Origin of the sequence: Candidatus Marifrigoribacter sp. Uisw_064, assembly GCF_047730175.1 — a bacterium.
Lineage (GTDB): Bacteria > Bacteroidota > Bacteroidia > Flavobacteriales > Flavobacteriaceae > Marifrigoribacter.
Window position 1 is genome coordinate 1938345 of record NZ_CP159833.1, and the last position, 15200, is coordinate 1953544.

A 15200-nucleotide genomic window follows, 5' to 3' on the forward strand; every position below is an offset into this window, starting at 1 on the left:
CTGTATTTTATGGGTCACATGCAGTTCGCTATTAATCATTTCGTTGGTGATGAAGTTTTTAACATGCTCGTTTCATAAGACTTCAAAAATAGAATATTCCGCTTATTTATCCTTGTTTCTATTCAAAAGAAAAACAAGGAATTGTTATCTTGCAGAATCATGAAAGTAAGTATTAGAAAAAAGGAGATAATTAAAGTTGCTTCTCAGCTTTTTAAAGACAAAGGATATAATGCAGTATCTATGCGTGATATTGCTCTGGCATTAGGTATAAAAGCCGCCAGTCTTTATAATCATATAGAAGGTAAACAGGAGATTCTTTCGATTTTGGTGCTGGATTTAGCAAAAGAATTTACCAATGGAATGGAAAAAATTGTTTCGTCTTCAAGTTCACCTATTCAAAAAATAGAGCAGCTCATTGAAATGCATATCGATATAACAGTTACAAAATCTGAAGCACTGGCGGCATTAAATAATGATTGGATGCATTTACAAGGCAATGATTTAAATAGTTTTATTGAAATGAGAGATGAGTATGAGGAAAATTTCAGAAATATAATAAAAGAAGGAATTGCTAACAATAAAATTAAAAATCACCATCCAGAAGTTATTTTATTTTCCATGTTATCTACCCTCAGAACTCTGTATTTATGGAATCAAAAGAGAGGTAAATTAGAGGTTAATGTGTTAAAAAGAGATATGATTGCTGTTCTTTTAAAGGGAATTATTTGATAAATTAATAAATTTGGATATTAAACTAACAAGCGTTAGTTTTGTATACCATAGAAAAAGATAGAAAGTGGCTAAATTTCATACATTAAAAGTTAAAAATATATACAAAGAGACGTCAGATTGTTCTGTAATTTCTTTTGATATTCCTGAGAACCTTAGAGGTGAGTTTACTTATACTTCAGGGCAGCATTTAACACTTAAAGCAGATATTGAAGGAGAAGATGTCCGCAGGTCATATAGCTTATGCTCAAGTCCTTTAGAGGAGAAGTGGGAGGTAGCTGTAAAGCAAATACCAGGAGGTAAATTTTCAACGTTAGTAAACGAAACTTTAAAAGTTGGGGATGAATTAGAGGTAATGGCACCTAGTGGAACATTTGGTGTAGATACAAATTCAATGAATAAAAAGAATTATCTTTTTTTCTCTGCAGGTAGTGGTATTACTCCCATGATATCAATGATCAAAACCTATTTAGCAAGTGAACCTGATTCGACGTGTAAATTGTTTTTTGTAAATAAAACAGCAAAATCGATTATCTTTAAAGAAGAATTAGAACAATTGCGAAACACTTATTTTGGACGATTAGAGATTTATTATTTCTTAACCAAAGAAAAAAGAGATATCGAATTATTTAACGGTCGTTTTGATGAAGAAAAACTAAGGGTTTTAACAGATAACTTAATAGATATTCCCGACACGAACGAAGTGTTTTTATGCGGGCCAGAAGACATGGTAAACTTTGTTAGTTCCAATTTAGAAAGTGAAGGGTTGTCTAAGGATTTAATTCATTACGAGTTATTTGTAACTGGACTTTCTGAGGAAGATAAATTAAGAGCTGAACGATTAGCACAACAAAATGTTGAAGGGATTGAAGTCACAATAGTAGATGGTGGAAAAGAGTTTCAATTTACTATGACTAAAGAATACGATAATATTTTGGATGCAGCATTAGGAGCGGGAGCAGATCTACCGTTTGCTTGTAAAGGCGGAGTTTGTAGTACCTGTAAATGCGAAGTGATTGAAGGTTCGGTAGAAATGAAAGTTAATTATGCTTTAGATGAAAAAGAAGTAGCTCAAAATTTTGTTTTAAGTTGTCAGTCAGTGCCCACTTCTGATAATTTGAAAGTTGATTTTGATGTATAATAGAAATAGAAAATAGACCGCTTCGCTTATGGATAATAGATATTCATACGAAGCATTGAAATAAATGACTTAATAAAGTTGGTGTAATAATTTAAAATGAGGTTTTTTTATAAAAAACTTACAACTTAAGGCATAAAACTTAAAGCTTATTATTTATGAGTGAACAAGAAATAAAAAATTTAGAAGAAATATTTGAATCTCGAATTGCTCGTAATGAAAAAATAGAGCCTAAAGATTGGATGCCTGAGAAGTACAGAAAGACGCATATTCGTCAAATGTCTCAACACGCCCATTCAGAAATTATTGGGATGCTTCCTGAAAGTAATTGGATTACAAGAGCTCCTTCTTTAAGACGAAAAGTAGCTTTATTAGCAAAAGTTCAAGACGAAGCGGGTCATGGTTTATATTTATACTCTGCTTGTGAAACTTTAGGAATTTCAAGAGATGAATTGTATGAACAGTTGCATTCTGGAAAAGCAAAGTATTCAAGTATTTTTAATTATCCAACTGTCACATGGGCAGATATGGGAGCTATTGGTTGGTTAGTAGATGGAGCAGCAATCATTAATCAAGTACCTTTATGTAATACATCATTTGGACCTTATGCAAGAGCGATGGTTCGAGTTTGTAAAGAAGAAAGCTTTCATCAAAGACAAGGTTTTGAAATTATGTTGAAGCTATGTCAAGGTTCTCCAGAACAAAAAGAAATGGCACAAGACGCTTTAAATCGTTGGTGGTGGCCTAGTTTAATGATGTTAGGGCCGACTGATGATGAATCAGTACATACGGAGCAATCTATGAAATGGAAATTAAAAAGAAAAACGAATGATGAGCTACGTCAACAGTTTATTGATCAAACGGTACCTCAAGCAGAAATTTTAGGAATAACAGTTCCAGATCCAGATTTAAAATGGAACGAAGAGAAAGGGCAATATGATTTTGGTGAAATTAATTGGGATGAGTTTTGGCAAGTTGTGAAAGGACATGGACCCTGTAATAAAGAAAGAATGGCTGCAAGAGTAAATGCATGGGAAGAAGGAGAATGGGTTAGAGACGCTGCCGTTTCTTATGCAGAGAAAAAAGAAAAAAAGAATGTTGCGAAAGCAAGTTAAAACTACTAATATGAAAAAAAATTGGCCCCTTTGGGAAATATTTGTTAGAAGTAAAAACGGATTAGAACATCGTCATTTTGGAAGTCTTCATGCAACTGATGCAGAAATGGCTCTTGAAAATGCAAGAGATGTGTATACCCGTAGAAATGAAGGTGTAAGTATTTGGGTAGTAGAAAGTAAATATATAACAGCTTCAAATCCAGAAGAGAACGGCGAATTATTTGAGCCAGCACAAGATAAGATATACCGTCATCCAACATTTTATGAATTACCGGATGAATTAAAACATATGTGACAACTTGTTGTCATCCTGAATTAGTTTCAGGATCCCATCAAGAAATCACAAAAACTTAAACAGATGAAAAACAATCATTTAGTAAAATATATTTTAGGAATCGCGGACAACTCTCTTATTTTAGGACAGCGTTTGGGTGAGTTATGTGGACATGGTCCTGCCTTAGAAACAGATATTGCATTAACAAACATTTCATTAGATTTATTAGGACAAACCCGTAACTATTACCAATACATTGCAAAAATTGTTGGTGATGATAAAACGGAAGATGATATCGCTTTTCTAAGAACAGAAAGAGAATATTTAAATGTATTATTGGTAGAACAACCTAACCAGCATTTTGGTTATGTCATTGCACGCCAATTTTATTTCGATGTGTATCATTATCTATTATTACAGAAGCTTCAATCTAGTAGCGATGAAACGTTAGCTGCTATTGCAACAAAAAGCATAAAAGAAGTGAGTTATCATCAACGTTTTTCTTCAGATTGGATTAAAAGATTAGGGGATGGTACTTCGGAAAGTCATGATAAAATTCAAACAGCAATAAATGATCTTTGGGCTTATACCGATGAATTATTTGAAGTTACTGAAGATGATTCACAAATGAATACTATGGGTGTTGGAGTTGATGTAACTGAATTAAAAGCTGAATATTACGCAAGAGTTTCAGAAGTATTAAAAGAAGCAACGATAGAAGTTCCAGAGAATCAGTATTTCAAAAAAGGAGGAAAAATAGGAATACACAGTGAACATATGGGGTATATTTTAGCAGATTTGCAATTTATGCAACGTACCTATCCAAATATGAAATGGTAAAATAGAAATGAGATGCTAGACCGCTTCACTTCTAGATATTAGACATTAATAAGAAGAAAAAAATAATGTCAGTTCGAGTATTTTGTGAAGCAAAACGTATTGAGAACAGATGATTGCAGAACAGCCAAATATAGACAAGCATTTAAAAACTATTTTAGCAACGGTTTCAGATCCTGAAATCCCAGTATTGGCTATTTTAGAGATGGGAGTAGTTCGAGAAGCATATATAGAAAACGAAATAGTTCAAATTAAAATAACTCCTACCTATTCAGGATGTCCAGCAATGGATGTTATCGCAGATGATATTATCGCTGCTTTTGAAAATGAAGGAATGAAAGCTAAAGTAGAACTGATTTTATCTCCCGCTTGGACCACCGATTGGATTACTACGAAAGGAAGAAAAGCCTTAGAAGAATATGGAATTGCAGCTCCTCTAAATGAGCATGCAGATAAAGAAGCGCTTCTTGGAAATAAAAAAATCGTAAAATGCCCTCAATGTAGCTCAACAAATACTATTTTAGTAAGTCAGTTTGGTTCTACAGCTTGCAAAGCGTTTTTTAAATGTGAAGACTGTAAAGAACCATTCGATTATTTTAAATGTCTAAAATAGACAAGAATAATTTTAAATAAAACAGCTTAAATTATATGAGTACACCATCGATAGAAGTAATCATTTCAAACAGTGTAGCATTTTTAACATTAAATAGACCCGAAGTTTTTAATAGTTTCAATAGAGAAATGGCTTTGCGCTTGCAAAGTGAATTAGATCGTTGTGCTGAAAACAATGAAGTAAGAGCAATTGTTCTTTCAGGAAATGGAAAAGCATTTTGTGCGGGACAGGATTTAAAAGAAGTAACGACTCCAGAATTAAATCCAGGTTTTAAAGTTATATTGGAAGAACATTACAATCCGATAATTAAAAAAATTAGAAGTATTTCTAAACCAGTTATTGCTGCAGTAAATGGTGTTGCGGCAGGAGCGGGAGCAAACATAGCATTGGCTTGTGATATTGTTGTAGCTTCGGAAAGAGCTAGTTTTATTCAAGCATTTAGTAAAATAGGATTAGTTCCAGATAGTGGTGGGACTTTCTTTTTACCAAGACTTATTGGATTTCAAAAAGCATCTGCTTTAATGATGTTAGGCGATAAAGTTTCAGCTGAAGAGGCTGAACACTTAGGAATGATTTATAAAGTTTATAGTGCTGAAGACTTTAATGCTGAAGTCACTGTACTTGCTGAAAAAATGGCCAAAATGCCAACGAAAGCTTTAGGCCTGACGAAACAATTATTGAATAATTCAATGACAAATAGCTTAAATGAACAATTAGAAATGGAGTCAAAATTTCAAATTGAAGCTGCGCAGTCTAATGATTATAATGAAGGTGTTAGTTCTTTTGTAGAAAAAAGAAAACCTAATTTTAAAGGAAACTAAATAGATATTAGAAGATAGAACGCTTCGCTTTTAGAATAAAGATTAAATCAATGCGAAACGTATAATTACAATAATTCTTTGTCATCCTGAACTTGATTCAGGATCTCATTACAATAAAAAAATAATGACAAATAAAGACTCAATTAACAATCACCAATCATCAATAAAAACTGTTGGAATTATTGGCGGAGGAACCATGGGAAGCGGTATTGCACAAGTCGCAGCTACTGCTGGATGTCATGTAAAACTGTTTGATACAAAGCTAGAAGCACTAGACAAGGCAAAAGCCTCTTTAGAAAAAATATTAAATCGTCTAATTGAAAAAGGAAGAATTGATGGACCAGAGAAATCAAGAATTCAGGGAAATATTCAATACGTAAATTCATTAAAAGAATTAGGTGATTCAAATTTAACCATAGAAGCAATTATTGAAAATTTAGATATAAAACAAAAGGTGTTTTCTGAATTAGAAAGCTATGTTTCTGAAGATTGTATTATTGCTTCAAATACCTCAAGTCTTTCAATTGCATCGATTGCCTCTTCTTTAAAAAAACCGGAACGTTGTGTAGGAATACATTTTTTTAACCCTGCTCCTTTAATGAAATTAGTTGAGGTGATTCCAGCGATACAAACTTCAGAAGAAGTATTAAACCGTTCCGTTCAAACAATTAAAGATTGGGGGAAAGTAGTAGCAGTAGCAAAAGATACTCCAGGCTTTATTGTAAACAGAGTGGCTCGTCCTTTTTACGGGGAATCTTTGCGAATTTACGAAGAAGGATTAGCTGATTTCGTCACCATTGATTGGGCGTTAAAAAGCAAAGGTGGTTTTAGAATGGGGCCATTTGAATTAATGGATTTTATAGGAAACGATGTCAATTATACCGTTACTGAAACAGTGTTTACCTCTTTTTATTTCGACCCAAGATATAAACCAGCATTTACTCAAAAACGCTTTAGTGAAGCAGGGTATTTAGGTAGAAAAAGTGGAAAAGGATATTATGATTATTCTGAAAATGCAGTAAAACCATTGCCGAAAGAAGATTCAGAATTAGCGAATAGTATTTTTGATAGAGTGTTAGTAATGTTGATCAATGAAGCAGCAGATGCGTTATTTCTAAATATCGCTTCAGCAGAAGATATCGATAGTGCGATGACAAAAGGAGTTAATTATCCAAAAGGACTATTGGCATGGGCAGATGAAAAAGGGATAGATTGGTGTGTATCTAAATTAGATGCTCTGTACGGTGAATACCATGAAGATCGTTACCGTTGTTCTCCATTACTTCGTAAAATGAATCGCGATAATAAAAACTTCTTTTAAATGTTAGCAGGAGATAAAATTCCACATAAAATGTTAAGTCTTGATGCTTTTAGTAAAAGCCTTGGAATGGAAATATTAGCATGTGAAGTTGGGAAATGCAAAGTTGCTTTAACCGTAAGAAAAGATATGCTCAATAGCATGAATTATGCGCATGGTGGTATTACCTATGCATTAGCGGATACAGCTTTTGGTTTTACTGCAAATACCCATGGAAAATATGCTGTTTCTATCGAAACTTCCATTAATCATATTGAAGCTATAAATGAAGGTGATTATTTAATTGCTGAATCAGTTATTGAAAAAGTGAACACAAAAATTGGTTTTAATATTGTCGAGATTAAAAGAGGCGAAGAACTAGTTGCTCTATTTAAAGGAGTTGTGTATAGAACTTCAAAAGACTGGAAATAAAATCACAAATTTGAAAACACTTCTTGTTATAGGACATACATTCCCTGAACCCTCTACAACTGCCGCGGGTTCTAGAATGATGCAATTATTGCAACTATTTCAGGAAGATAATTACAGCATTACATTTGCATCTACAGCCACTGTTTCTGAAAAATCTGAATCATTTGAAAATTTAAATATTGATAGGGTTTCTATTCAATTAAATGATTCAAGTTTTGATGAATGTATCGTAAAACTGAATCCGACTGCTGTTTTATTTGATCGTTATATTACGGAAGAACAATTTGGCTGGAGAGTTTCTAAGCAATGCCCAAATACCTTAAAAATATTAGATACAGAAGATTTACACTTTCTCCGTAAGGCAAGGGAGAAAGCTTTTAAATCTAAAGATGGTATTGAAAATGCTGATTTATATTCTGAAACTGCAAAACGCGAAATTGCAAGTATCTATCGCTGTGATCTAACGCTTATAATTTCTGAATTTGAACTGAATTTACTTCAGAATAAATTTCAAATCAATAAAGACATTCTGCTTTATTTGCCTTTTCTAGAGGAACACATTTCCGAAGAAATAATAAACTCTTTACCATCATTTGAAGAACGCAACGATTTTATGACCCTTGGTAATTTATTGCATGCACCTAATGTTGATTCGGTATTGTATTTAAAAAAGGAGATTTGGCCGTTTATTAGAAAACAATTACCAAATGCAATTTTAAATATATATGGAAATTATGCTCCTCAGCAAATTTCAGCATTGCACAATGAGAAAGAAGGTTTTTTGATTAAAGGATGGGCTGAAAATCTATCAAAAGTAATGTCTTCTTCGAAAATTTGTTTGGCTCCTTTACGATTTGGAGCAGGATTAAAAGGGAAGTTGTTGGATGCTATGAAATGGGGAACCCCTTCAATCACAACATCAATTGGCGCTGAAGGAATGCATGGAGATTTAAATTATTCAGGGATAGTTTCAGAAGATACAGAGAGTTTTGCACGAGCAGCGGTTCAATTATACACTTCAGAAGAACAATGGGAAGTAACACAAAAACAAGGCTTTCAAATCATTAATCAACGGTTTCAGAAGTCAATTTTTAAAGATGCTTTTTTAAAAAAAATTTCAGAAATTGAAGAAAATCTAAAACTTCACAGGAATTCAAATTTTATGGGTCAAATTCTTCAACATCACACCTTAAAAAGTACTCAATATATGAGTAAATGGATCGAAGAAAAAAATAAGAAAAGTCAATAGCTCAATCAAATTTTATATTCACTAAATTAGACCAATGGCTTATTGGATCTCAATACTAGTTTTTATTTTAATTGTTTATGTGGTAGTTAGTGTATTGCTATACTATTTGCAGGACTATATTTTGTTTAAACCTGAAAAATTACCAAAAGATTTTCAGTTTTATTATGAGCATCAAGTTACAGAAGAGTATCATTTAGAAACTCGGGATGGTGCAATTATTAATGGCCTGCATTTTAAAGTCGATAACCCACAAGGTATTGTCTTGTATTTAAAAGGAAATAGTAAAAGTATTAAGGGTTGGGGGAAGTTTGCTGTAGATTTTACACGTCATAATTTTGATGTGGTTATGGTCGATTATAGAGGGTTTGGAAAGAGTACTGGGAGAAGAAGTCAGAAAGCCATTAAAAATGATTTACAATATGTTTATAATAAGATGCGTGAACGTATAGATGAAAAACATATCATTATTTATGGAAGGAGTTTAGGTTCTGGCTTTGCTGCAAAATTGGCTTCTATGAATAATCCTGCAAAATTAATTCTAGATGCGCCCTATTATAGTTTAAAGAAAGTAACTGCACGTTATATGCCTTTTATGCCATTTTCAATTATTATGAAATATCCGCTACCAACCTATAAATGGCTGAAATATGTTAATTGCCCCATCCATATTATTCATGGAACCGACGATAAATTAATTCCATATAAAACAAGTGTAAAACTATCGCAAATCAAACCAAAACGAACAAGATTATATACGGTAATTGGTGGAGGGCATAAAAATTTAAATAACTTTGAAAGCTATCATAAAATGTTACATGAAATATTAATTTCTAAGGATGAAAAGCAAAACCTTGAAGGAAGTAGTTATCAAGTAGTCCATTCTTCTAAAAAATAATATGCGTTTAAATAAAAAGAAATTATTTATTTTCAGTTTTGTTCTCCTCAATATATATGGTTTACTTTGTGGTGTGTTATATTTTTTCCAAGAGAGCCTAATATTTATGCCTACTATTCTTCCACAAGAACATGTATATGTTATGGAGAACCCCTATCAAGAAATTTTTCTTGATACAAAGGATGGTGCTAAATTAAACGGACTTCATTTTAAATCAGAAAACCCTAAAGGAGCGATACTATATTATCATGGAAATGCAGGAGATTTACAACGTTGGGGTGCGATAACAAGCTTTTTTATTGAAAAAGGATATGATGTTGTTGTGATGGATTATCGTGGTTATGGTAAAAGTAGAGGGAAGAAATCCATGGAAAAACTATATGCAGATAGTGAGTTATGGTATGCATATATGAAAGAGCATTATTCAGAAAAAGACATAACGCTTTATGGTAGAAGCTTGGGTACAACCTTCGCTACGTATGTTGCGTCAAGGAATCAGCCTAAAAATCTAATTTTAGAATCCCCTTTTTATAATATTGCAGAAGTTGGTAAATCTCGTTTTCCATTTCTGCCAGTACGATCTTTATTACATTATACCTTTCCTACAAATGAATATATTACAAAAGTAAGTGCTCCAATTTCAATTTTTCATGGAACAAATGATAAGGTGATAGACTTTAATATGGGAGCGCAACTTTTTGATACAATTCAAATAAAGAATAAATCATTTATTAAAATTCCAGGCGGAGGGCACAATGATTTAATTGGTTTTGATGAATATCTAGATACTATTGATTCAGCCTTAGAGAAGTAGTTTTTGTCATTCCGAATGCTAATGAGGAATCTCTAATAATTATATAGCTGAAGATGCAAATTCTGCATATCTAGTTTTAACAAATCAAAATACAAATAATACCTATAATCATATTATTGATATAAATTTGTTAGAAGCAGAAATTGATGTAAGTGCATATCCAATGGGGATTTATTTTGTATCTTTAATTTGTGATGGTAATTTAATAGACTCTAAACAACTAGTAATACAATAATGTTTAATTCTACTTTAAGTTACTATTTTAGTAACCTATTATAATTTTATAAATGTTAAAATGAAAAAGTTATTTCTATTAATAATGCTATTATTAATTAAAAGCTATAGCTATAGCCAAGAATTAATGAATTTTTACATAGAACCAAATGGAGATAACGAGGTTATTTTAAATACTTTGGTTCATAATTGGCAGTTTTCATCATTTGGGAGTTCATCTATAAGCTATCTAGATAATACAATTACGGTGTCATTATGCTATTTAAATACGGTTGCTCAGGAGGAAGTATATGATTATCAATCGTATGATATAAGTCTGCCTGAGGGACATAGCACCTATATTTTACAGGTTGATCTTTATGGAGATGGCGATGCTACACTACCATGTTCATTATCTAATCAGGTTGATATTGGTGTCATTTCATTTGATTATCCATATGATAATACAGCAACCACAACAATACCAGATAATGTTTTTGAAGGATATATAGAAGATTTAGGCTTTGGTGATGATATAACAAATAATGATTTGGTTTTTACACATCGTATCGAAAACTTGACAAATATTTTTTTAAATATTATTTCAGAAGATATATTTAGTTTGGAAGGCTTAGAAGATTTTAAAGAATTAAAAAGGTTGCGATGTAATGGCCATCAGATAAGTGATATTGATACTTCACAGAATTTAAAATTAGAACAGTTTTGGTGTCATAATAATCCCATAAATCAATTAGATGTTTCTAATAATGTAAATTTAATTTGGTTAGAAGCTATTGATATGAATTTATCAAGTTTAAATGTAAACAATAATATTAATTTAGAAATATTACACATTCAACAAAATAAATTAACTACAATCGATGTTTCTCAAAATATTAATTTAAAAGATTTTTCTATAACTACTAATAATATTGAAAATTTAGATATAACAAATAATATCGCCTTAGAATATTTAGGTTGCGGAATGAATTTGTTAACTACAATAAATACTACTAACAATATTAATTTAAAAGAATTATATATTGAAAATAGTAATATCTTAGAAATTAATATTTCTAATAATTCATTATTAGAAATATTAATTTCATATAGTACTAATCTTATAGAACTTGACTTAAGTTATAATATTAATATTAAGGAAATAATAATTTTTGACAATCAAATTAATTTATTAAATATTAAAAATGGAAATAATGAGAATTTAGAAACATTGTTAACTTTTGATAGCCCCAATTTATTTTGTATTGAAGTTGATGATGTAGAGTATGCAAATAATGCTTCCGATTGGAATGTTGATGATTGGACTTCTTTTAGTGAAGATTGCTCATTTGGGGTAAATGACTTTTTTAATGAATCTTTTACTCTACTTCCAAATCCAGTATCAAATATCTTAACAATTGATAATACTTCTTCTACTCAAATAATATCTGTCAAAATCTATGATGTCTTAGGTAGATTGGTGCTTCATGAAAAAGAACAATTTAATTCTATTGATGTATCACATCTTAAAAGTGGTTTACTATTTGTGCAACTAGAAACAGAACAAGGTAGAATTACTAAAAAGGTAGTGAAAGAGTAAGGATTTCTTTGTCATTCCGAATGCTAATGAGGAATCTCTAATAATTATATAAATAGATTCTTCGGTCATTCTTCCCTCTGAATGACACCACACTTGTCATTCTCAATTGCCCCACTGAGCGAAGTCGAAGTGTGACTGGGAATCCATCATGTTGATAGTGCTAATGTTTAATGGATTCTGGCATTATTCATTGTATAATACTTTTATAATAATGAATTCATGAATCTTGCGATTTCGCCAGAATGACAAGGAAAAATACGCTCTACATCAAGGTAGTTTAATAAAAATTGCTAATGATTGAATAATCATTAAATAAAACTCGAAATATTTTTGATAGAACCTTCTTTAGTTCAACGATCCTTCTCTGTTTTTTTCTTGAATTTTTCTCACAATAGATGCTGAGGTTTTTCTAGGCATTAGTCTTGGTAATTTAGACAGAAATTTATTAAAAAAACCAGGAACAACAACCGTTTTACCTTGCATCATAGCATTGTAACCATATTTCGCAACTTGAACAGGACAAGCCATATTGAAGCTGATTTTATTATCGCAATTTTGTTTTGAAACTACTTGTTGGAACGATGTTTTTGTTTGTCCAGGACATAAAACAGTTACGGTTACTCCCGTTCCTTTTAGCTCATTAGCAATGGCTTCAGAAAAAGATAAAATATATGCTTTTGAAGCATAATAAATTGCCATTAATGGTCCAGGTTGAAATGCAGCTAATGAAGATATATTTAGAATTCTACCTTTGCCTCGTTCAACCATACCATTTAATAAAAGCTTTGTGAGGTGTGTGGTCGTCATTATATGCAAATGAAGCATTGCTGATTCACGTTGCCAATTGGTTTTTGAAAAAGTGCCAAATAAACCAAACCCTGCATTATTGATTAATACATCAATAGATTTATCTTGAATTTCATTGTAAATTTCATTCGCTATTTCAGCAGTACTTAAATCTTTTACTAAAATGGTAACTTGTGTTTGATAAAGACTTTCTAATTCTTTTTTTGTGCCTTCTAAATTTTCAGAATCAATATCAATGAGTATTAAGTTATAAGAATCTTTAGCTAATAAAACTGCAAATTCGTATCCAAGACCAGAGGCCGCGCCGGTTACTAATGCTGTTTTATTATTCATATGTTAGTTAAGCTTGAAAGAGACTGTAAGTTAATTCATTTAGAATTAGTTGAAGCATTATTTTTAAAATTATTCTCCTTCTTGTTTTGCTGAGAGTATAAACCAACGTTCAGTTTTAGCTTCAATATCCTTAATTACTTGTTGTAGAATAGTTGACTGTTTATTTATTTCTTCAGCATCCCAATCTTCAGTAGAAAACTTGATTTCTAGCCCTTCTTTTTTAGATTCTAATGCAGCAATTATCTTTTCAAGCTTGTTGTATTCTTTTTGTTCGTTATAGCTTAATTTTGATTTAGTATTTGTGATTTTCCATTCTTTTTTTGGTTTGCTTGCATTCGTTTTTTCAATTCTTTTTTCTGAAATTTTACTGTCCTCATAAATTCTATAATCTGAATAATTTCCAGGAAAATCTTCAAAAGCACCATCACCCTTAAAAACAAATAAATGATCAACAATTTTATCCATAAAATAACGATCATGCGAAACTACTATTAAGCACCCAGGGAAATCTAGTAAGAAATTCTCCAACACATTTAGGGTCACAATATCTAGGTCATTGGTAGGTTCATCGAGAATTAAAAAGTTAGGGTTTTGAATAAGAACAGTACATAGATAAAGTCTTTTTCTTTCCCCTCCACTTAATTTATCGACAAAATCATATTGTTTTTTTCTATCAAATAAAAAACGTTCTAGTAATTGTTGAGCAGATATTTGACGTCCTTTTTTTAAGGGGATATAATCTCCAAACTCTCTAACTACGTCTATTACTTTTTGACCTTCCTTTATTGAAATGCCTTTTTGTGTATAATATCCAAATTTTACAGTATCTCCAATGACTACTTTTCCAGCATTGGGTGTTAAACTTCCTGTTATAATATTTAATAAGGTAGATTTTCCTGTACCATTTTTACCAATGATGCCTATTCGTTCTCCTCGTAGAAAATTATATTCAAAATTATTAAAAAGCAGATTATTGTCATATTGCATAGATACATTATGCAACTCTACTACTTTAGTACCTAGGCGTTCCATGTTTAATTCTAACTGAACTTCATGGTCATTTCTTCGTTGGTGGGCTTTATCTTTAATTTCTGAAAAATCATCAATTCTCGATTTACTTTTAGTAGTTCTAGCTTTAGGTTGTCTGCGCATCCATGCTAATTCTTTATTATATAGCTGCTTAGCTTTTGCAGTTTCACTTACGAAATTTTCTATTCGAGCATCTCTTTTTTCAAGATAGTAGCTATAATTTCCTTTGTAACCATATAATTTTCCTTCGTCTAGTTCAACAATTTCATTACATACTCGTTCAAGAAAAAAACGATCATGTGTTACCATAAATAGCGTAATGTTCTCTTTGGCAAAAAAGTTTTCTAGCCATTCAATCATTTCAAGATCTAAATGGTTAGTAGGTTCATCCATTATAAGTAAATCTGGCTGTGCTAATAATGCATTGGCAAGAGCTAAACGTTTCTTTTGACCTCCACTAAGTGTATTAACTTTTTGATCTAAATCTTCTAAATTTAATTTGAATAATATTTGCTTGTATTTAGTTTCAAAATCCCAAGCATGATGGGATTCCATTGCATCAAAAGCTATTTGTAATGTTTCCGAATCATCTGGGTCAAGCAAGGATTTTTCATAATCTGCAATCACTTTAATGATTTTATTTTCAGAGGTATTAATAATCTCTTCAATCGTTAAATTTGGATTAAGGATTGGTTCCTGTGGAAGGTATGAAACCGTAATGTCTTTACGAACCACTATGTTTCCTTCATCGGGAGTATCTAATCCTGATATAATATTAAGAATGGAAGTTTTACCGGTTCCATTTTTAGCTACAAAGCCAATTTTTTGACCTGCACTTATTCCGAAAGAAATATTTTGAAATAAAACTCTTTCACCATAGGATTTTGATATATTTTCAACAGACAGATAATTCACGTTTCTTTTTTTTGCAAAATAACTCCTTTTTCATCACTTAGAATGAAATTAATTTTATTATTACTCACGTTAGTCTATATTTGCTTATT

15 protein-coding genes are annotated in these 15200 nt (G+C 31.4%); 13 read left to right on the top strand and 2 right to left on the bottom strand.

What is annotated here, in order from left to right:
- The first annotated feature begins 159 nt into the window (after positions 1–159).
- The 13 genes from ABXT64_RS08740 (at position 160) to ABXT64_RS08800 (ending at position 12027) form a co-directional block, all read left to right on the top strand.
- Complete coding sequence (locus tag ABXT64_RS08740; protein ID WP_443632548.1) at positions 160–729, top strand: TetR/AcrR family transcriptional regulator; 570 nt, start codon at positions 160–162, stop codon at positions 727–729.
- 67 nt (positions 730–796) lie between these two features.
- Positions 797–1870, top strand: a complete 1074-nt coding sequence (locus ABXT64_RS08745; protein ID WP_443632549.1) for a 2Fe-2S iron-sulfur cluster-binding protein — start codon at positions 797–799, stop codon at positions 1868–1870.
- A gap of 155 nt (positions 1871–2025) precedes the next feature.
- Positions 2026–2982 (top strand): 1,2-phenylacetyl-CoA epoxidase subunit PaaA, encoded by a 957-nt coding sequence (gene paaA, locus ABXT64_RS08750; RefSeq protein WP_443632550.1) that lies wholly within the window; start codon positions 2026–2028, stop codon positions 2980–2982.
- Positions 2983–2992: 10 nt separating this feature from the next.
- Positions 2993–3277, top strand: coding sequence for a 1,2-phenylacetyl-CoA epoxidase subunit PaaB (gene paaB / locus ABXT64_RS08755; protein WP_443632551.1), 285 nt, complete (start codon positions 2993–2995; stop codon positions 3275–3277).
- 36 nt (positions 3278–3313) lie between these two features.
- Entirely contained in the window at positions 3314–4096 is a 783-nt protein-coding gene (gene paaC, locus ABXT64_RS08760) for a 1,2-phenylacetyl-CoA epoxidase subunit PaaC (protein ID WP_443634948.1), read from the top strand.
- Positions 4097–4205: 109 nt separating this feature from the next.
- Complete coding sequence (gene paaD / locus ABXT64_RS08765; RefSeq protein ID WP_443632552.1) at positions 4206–4706, top strand: 1,2-phenylacetyl-CoA epoxidase subunit PaaD; 501 nt, start codon at positions 4206–4208, stop codon at positions 4704–4706.
- Between the two features lie 35 nt (positions 4707–4741).
- Complete coding sequence (locus tag ABXT64_RS08770; protein ID WP_443632553.1) at positions 4742–5527, top strand: enoyl-CoA hydratase-related protein; 786 nt, start codon at positions 4742–4744, stop codon at positions 5525–5527.
- 124 nt (positions 5528–5651) lie between these two features.
- The gene (locus ABXT64_RS08775; RefSeq protein ID WP_443632554.1) at positions 5652–6848 is read left to right on the top strand and encodes a 3-hydroxyacyl-CoA dehydrogenase NAD-binding domain-containing protein; all 1197 of its coding nucleotides are present in this window, start codon (positions 5652–5654) and stop codon (positions 6846–6848) included.
- Positions 6849–7256 carry a PaaI family thioesterase gene (locus ABXT64_RS08780; protein WP_443632555.1) on the top strand — a complete coding sequence of 136 codons (408 nt, stop codon included), beginning with the start codon at positions 6849–6851 and terminating at the stop codon, positions 7254–7256.
- Positions 7257–7266: 10 nt separating this feature from the next.
- Positions 7267–8505: a glycosyltransferase gene (locus ABXT64_RS08785; protein ID WP_443632556.1), complete on the top strand. Its 1239-nt coding sequence runs from the start codon at positions 7267–7269 to the stop codon at positions 8503–8505.
- Between the two features lie 34 nt (positions 8506–8539).
- On the top strand, positions 8540–9400 hold the full coding sequence (locus ABXT64_RS08790) for an alpha/beta hydrolase (RefSeq protein ID WP_443632557.1): 861 nt from the start codon (positions 8540–8542) through the stop codon (positions 9398–9400).
- Between the two features lie 106 nt (positions 9401–9506).
- A complete protein-coding gene (locus ABXT64_RS08795; protein ID WP_443632558.1) occupies positions 9507–10214 on the top strand; it encodes an alpha/beta hydrolase in 708 nt (235 codons plus the stop codon).
- Positions 10215–10509: 295 nt separating this feature from the next.
- Positions 10510–12027 carry a T9SS type A sorting domain-containing protein gene (locus ABXT64_RS08800; RefSeq protein ID WP_443632559.1) on the top strand — a complete coding sequence of 506 codons (1518 nt, stop codon included), beginning with the start codon at positions 10510–10512 and terminating at the stop codon, positions 12025–12027.
- Between the two features lie 345 nt (positions 12028–12372).
- Here ABXT64_RS08800 and ABXT64_RS08805 read toward each other — a convergent pair whose 3' ends face one another.
- Both ABXT64_RS08805 and ABXT64_RS08810 read right to left on the bottom strand, forming a co-directional pair.
- Positions 12373–13167, bottom strand: a complete 795-nt coding sequence (locus ABXT64_RS08805) for an SDR family NAD(P)-dependent oxidoreductase (protein ID WP_443632560.1) — start codon at positions 13165–13167, stop codon at positions 12373–12375.
- 69 nt (positions 13168–13236) lie between these two features.
- Positions 13237–15111: an ABC-F family ATP-binding cassette domain-containing protein gene (locus tag ABXT64_RS08810; protein WP_443632561.1), complete on the bottom strand. Its 1875-nt coding sequence runs from the start codon at positions 15109–15111 to the stop codon at positions 13237–13239.
- Positions 15112–15200: the final 89 nt, after the last annotated feature.

What these genes read in the sequence shown, in the direction of transcription:
- paaA (WP_443632550.1), top strand. Translation starts at nt 2,026, where the DNA reads ATGAGTGAACAAGAAATAAAAAATTTAGAAGAAATATTTGAATCTCGA.
- paaD (WP_443632552.1), top strand. Translation starts at nt 4,206, where the DNA reads ATGATTGCAGAACAGCCAAATATAGACAAGCATTTAAAAACTATTTTA.
- ABXT64_RS08800 (WP_443632559.1), top strand. Translation starts at nt 10,510, where the DNA reads ATGAAAAAGTTATTTCTATTAATAATGCTATTATTAATTAAAAGCTAT.
- ABXT64_RS08795 (WP_443632558.1), top strand. Translation starts at nt 9,507, where the DNA reads ATGCCTACTATTCTTCCACAAGAACATGTATATGTTATGGAGAACCCC.
- ABXT64_RS08805 (WP_443632560.1), bottom strand. Translation starts at nt 13,167, where the DNA reads ATGAATAATAAAACAGCATTAGTAACCGGCGCGGCCTCTGGTCTTGGA.
- ABXT64_RS08775 (WP_443632554.1), top strand. Translation starts at nt 5,652, where the DNA reads ATGACAAATAAAGACTCAATTAACAATCACCAATCATCAATAAAAACT.
- paaB (WP_443632551.1), top strand. Translation starts at nt 2,993, where the DNA reads ATGAAAAAAAATTGGCCCCTTTGGGAAATATTTGTTAGAAGTAAAAAC.
- ABXT64_RS08790 (WP_443632557.1), top strand. Translation starts at nt 8,540, where the DNA reads ATGGCTTATTGGATCTCAATACTAGTTTTTATTTTAATTGTTTATGTG.
- ABXT64_RS08780 (WP_443632555.1), top strand. Translation starts at nt 6,849, where the DNA reads ATGTTAGCAGGAGATAAAATTCCACATAAAATGTTAAGTCTTGATGCT.
- ABXT64_RS08740 (WP_443632548.1), top strand. Translation starts at nt 160, where the DNA reads ATGAAAGTAAGTATTAGAAAAAAGGAGATAATTAAAGTTGCTTCTCAG.
- ABXT64_RS08770 (WP_443632553.1), top strand. Translation starts at nt 4,742, where the DNA reads ATGAGTACACCATCGATAGAAGTAATCATTTCAAACAGTGTAGCATTT.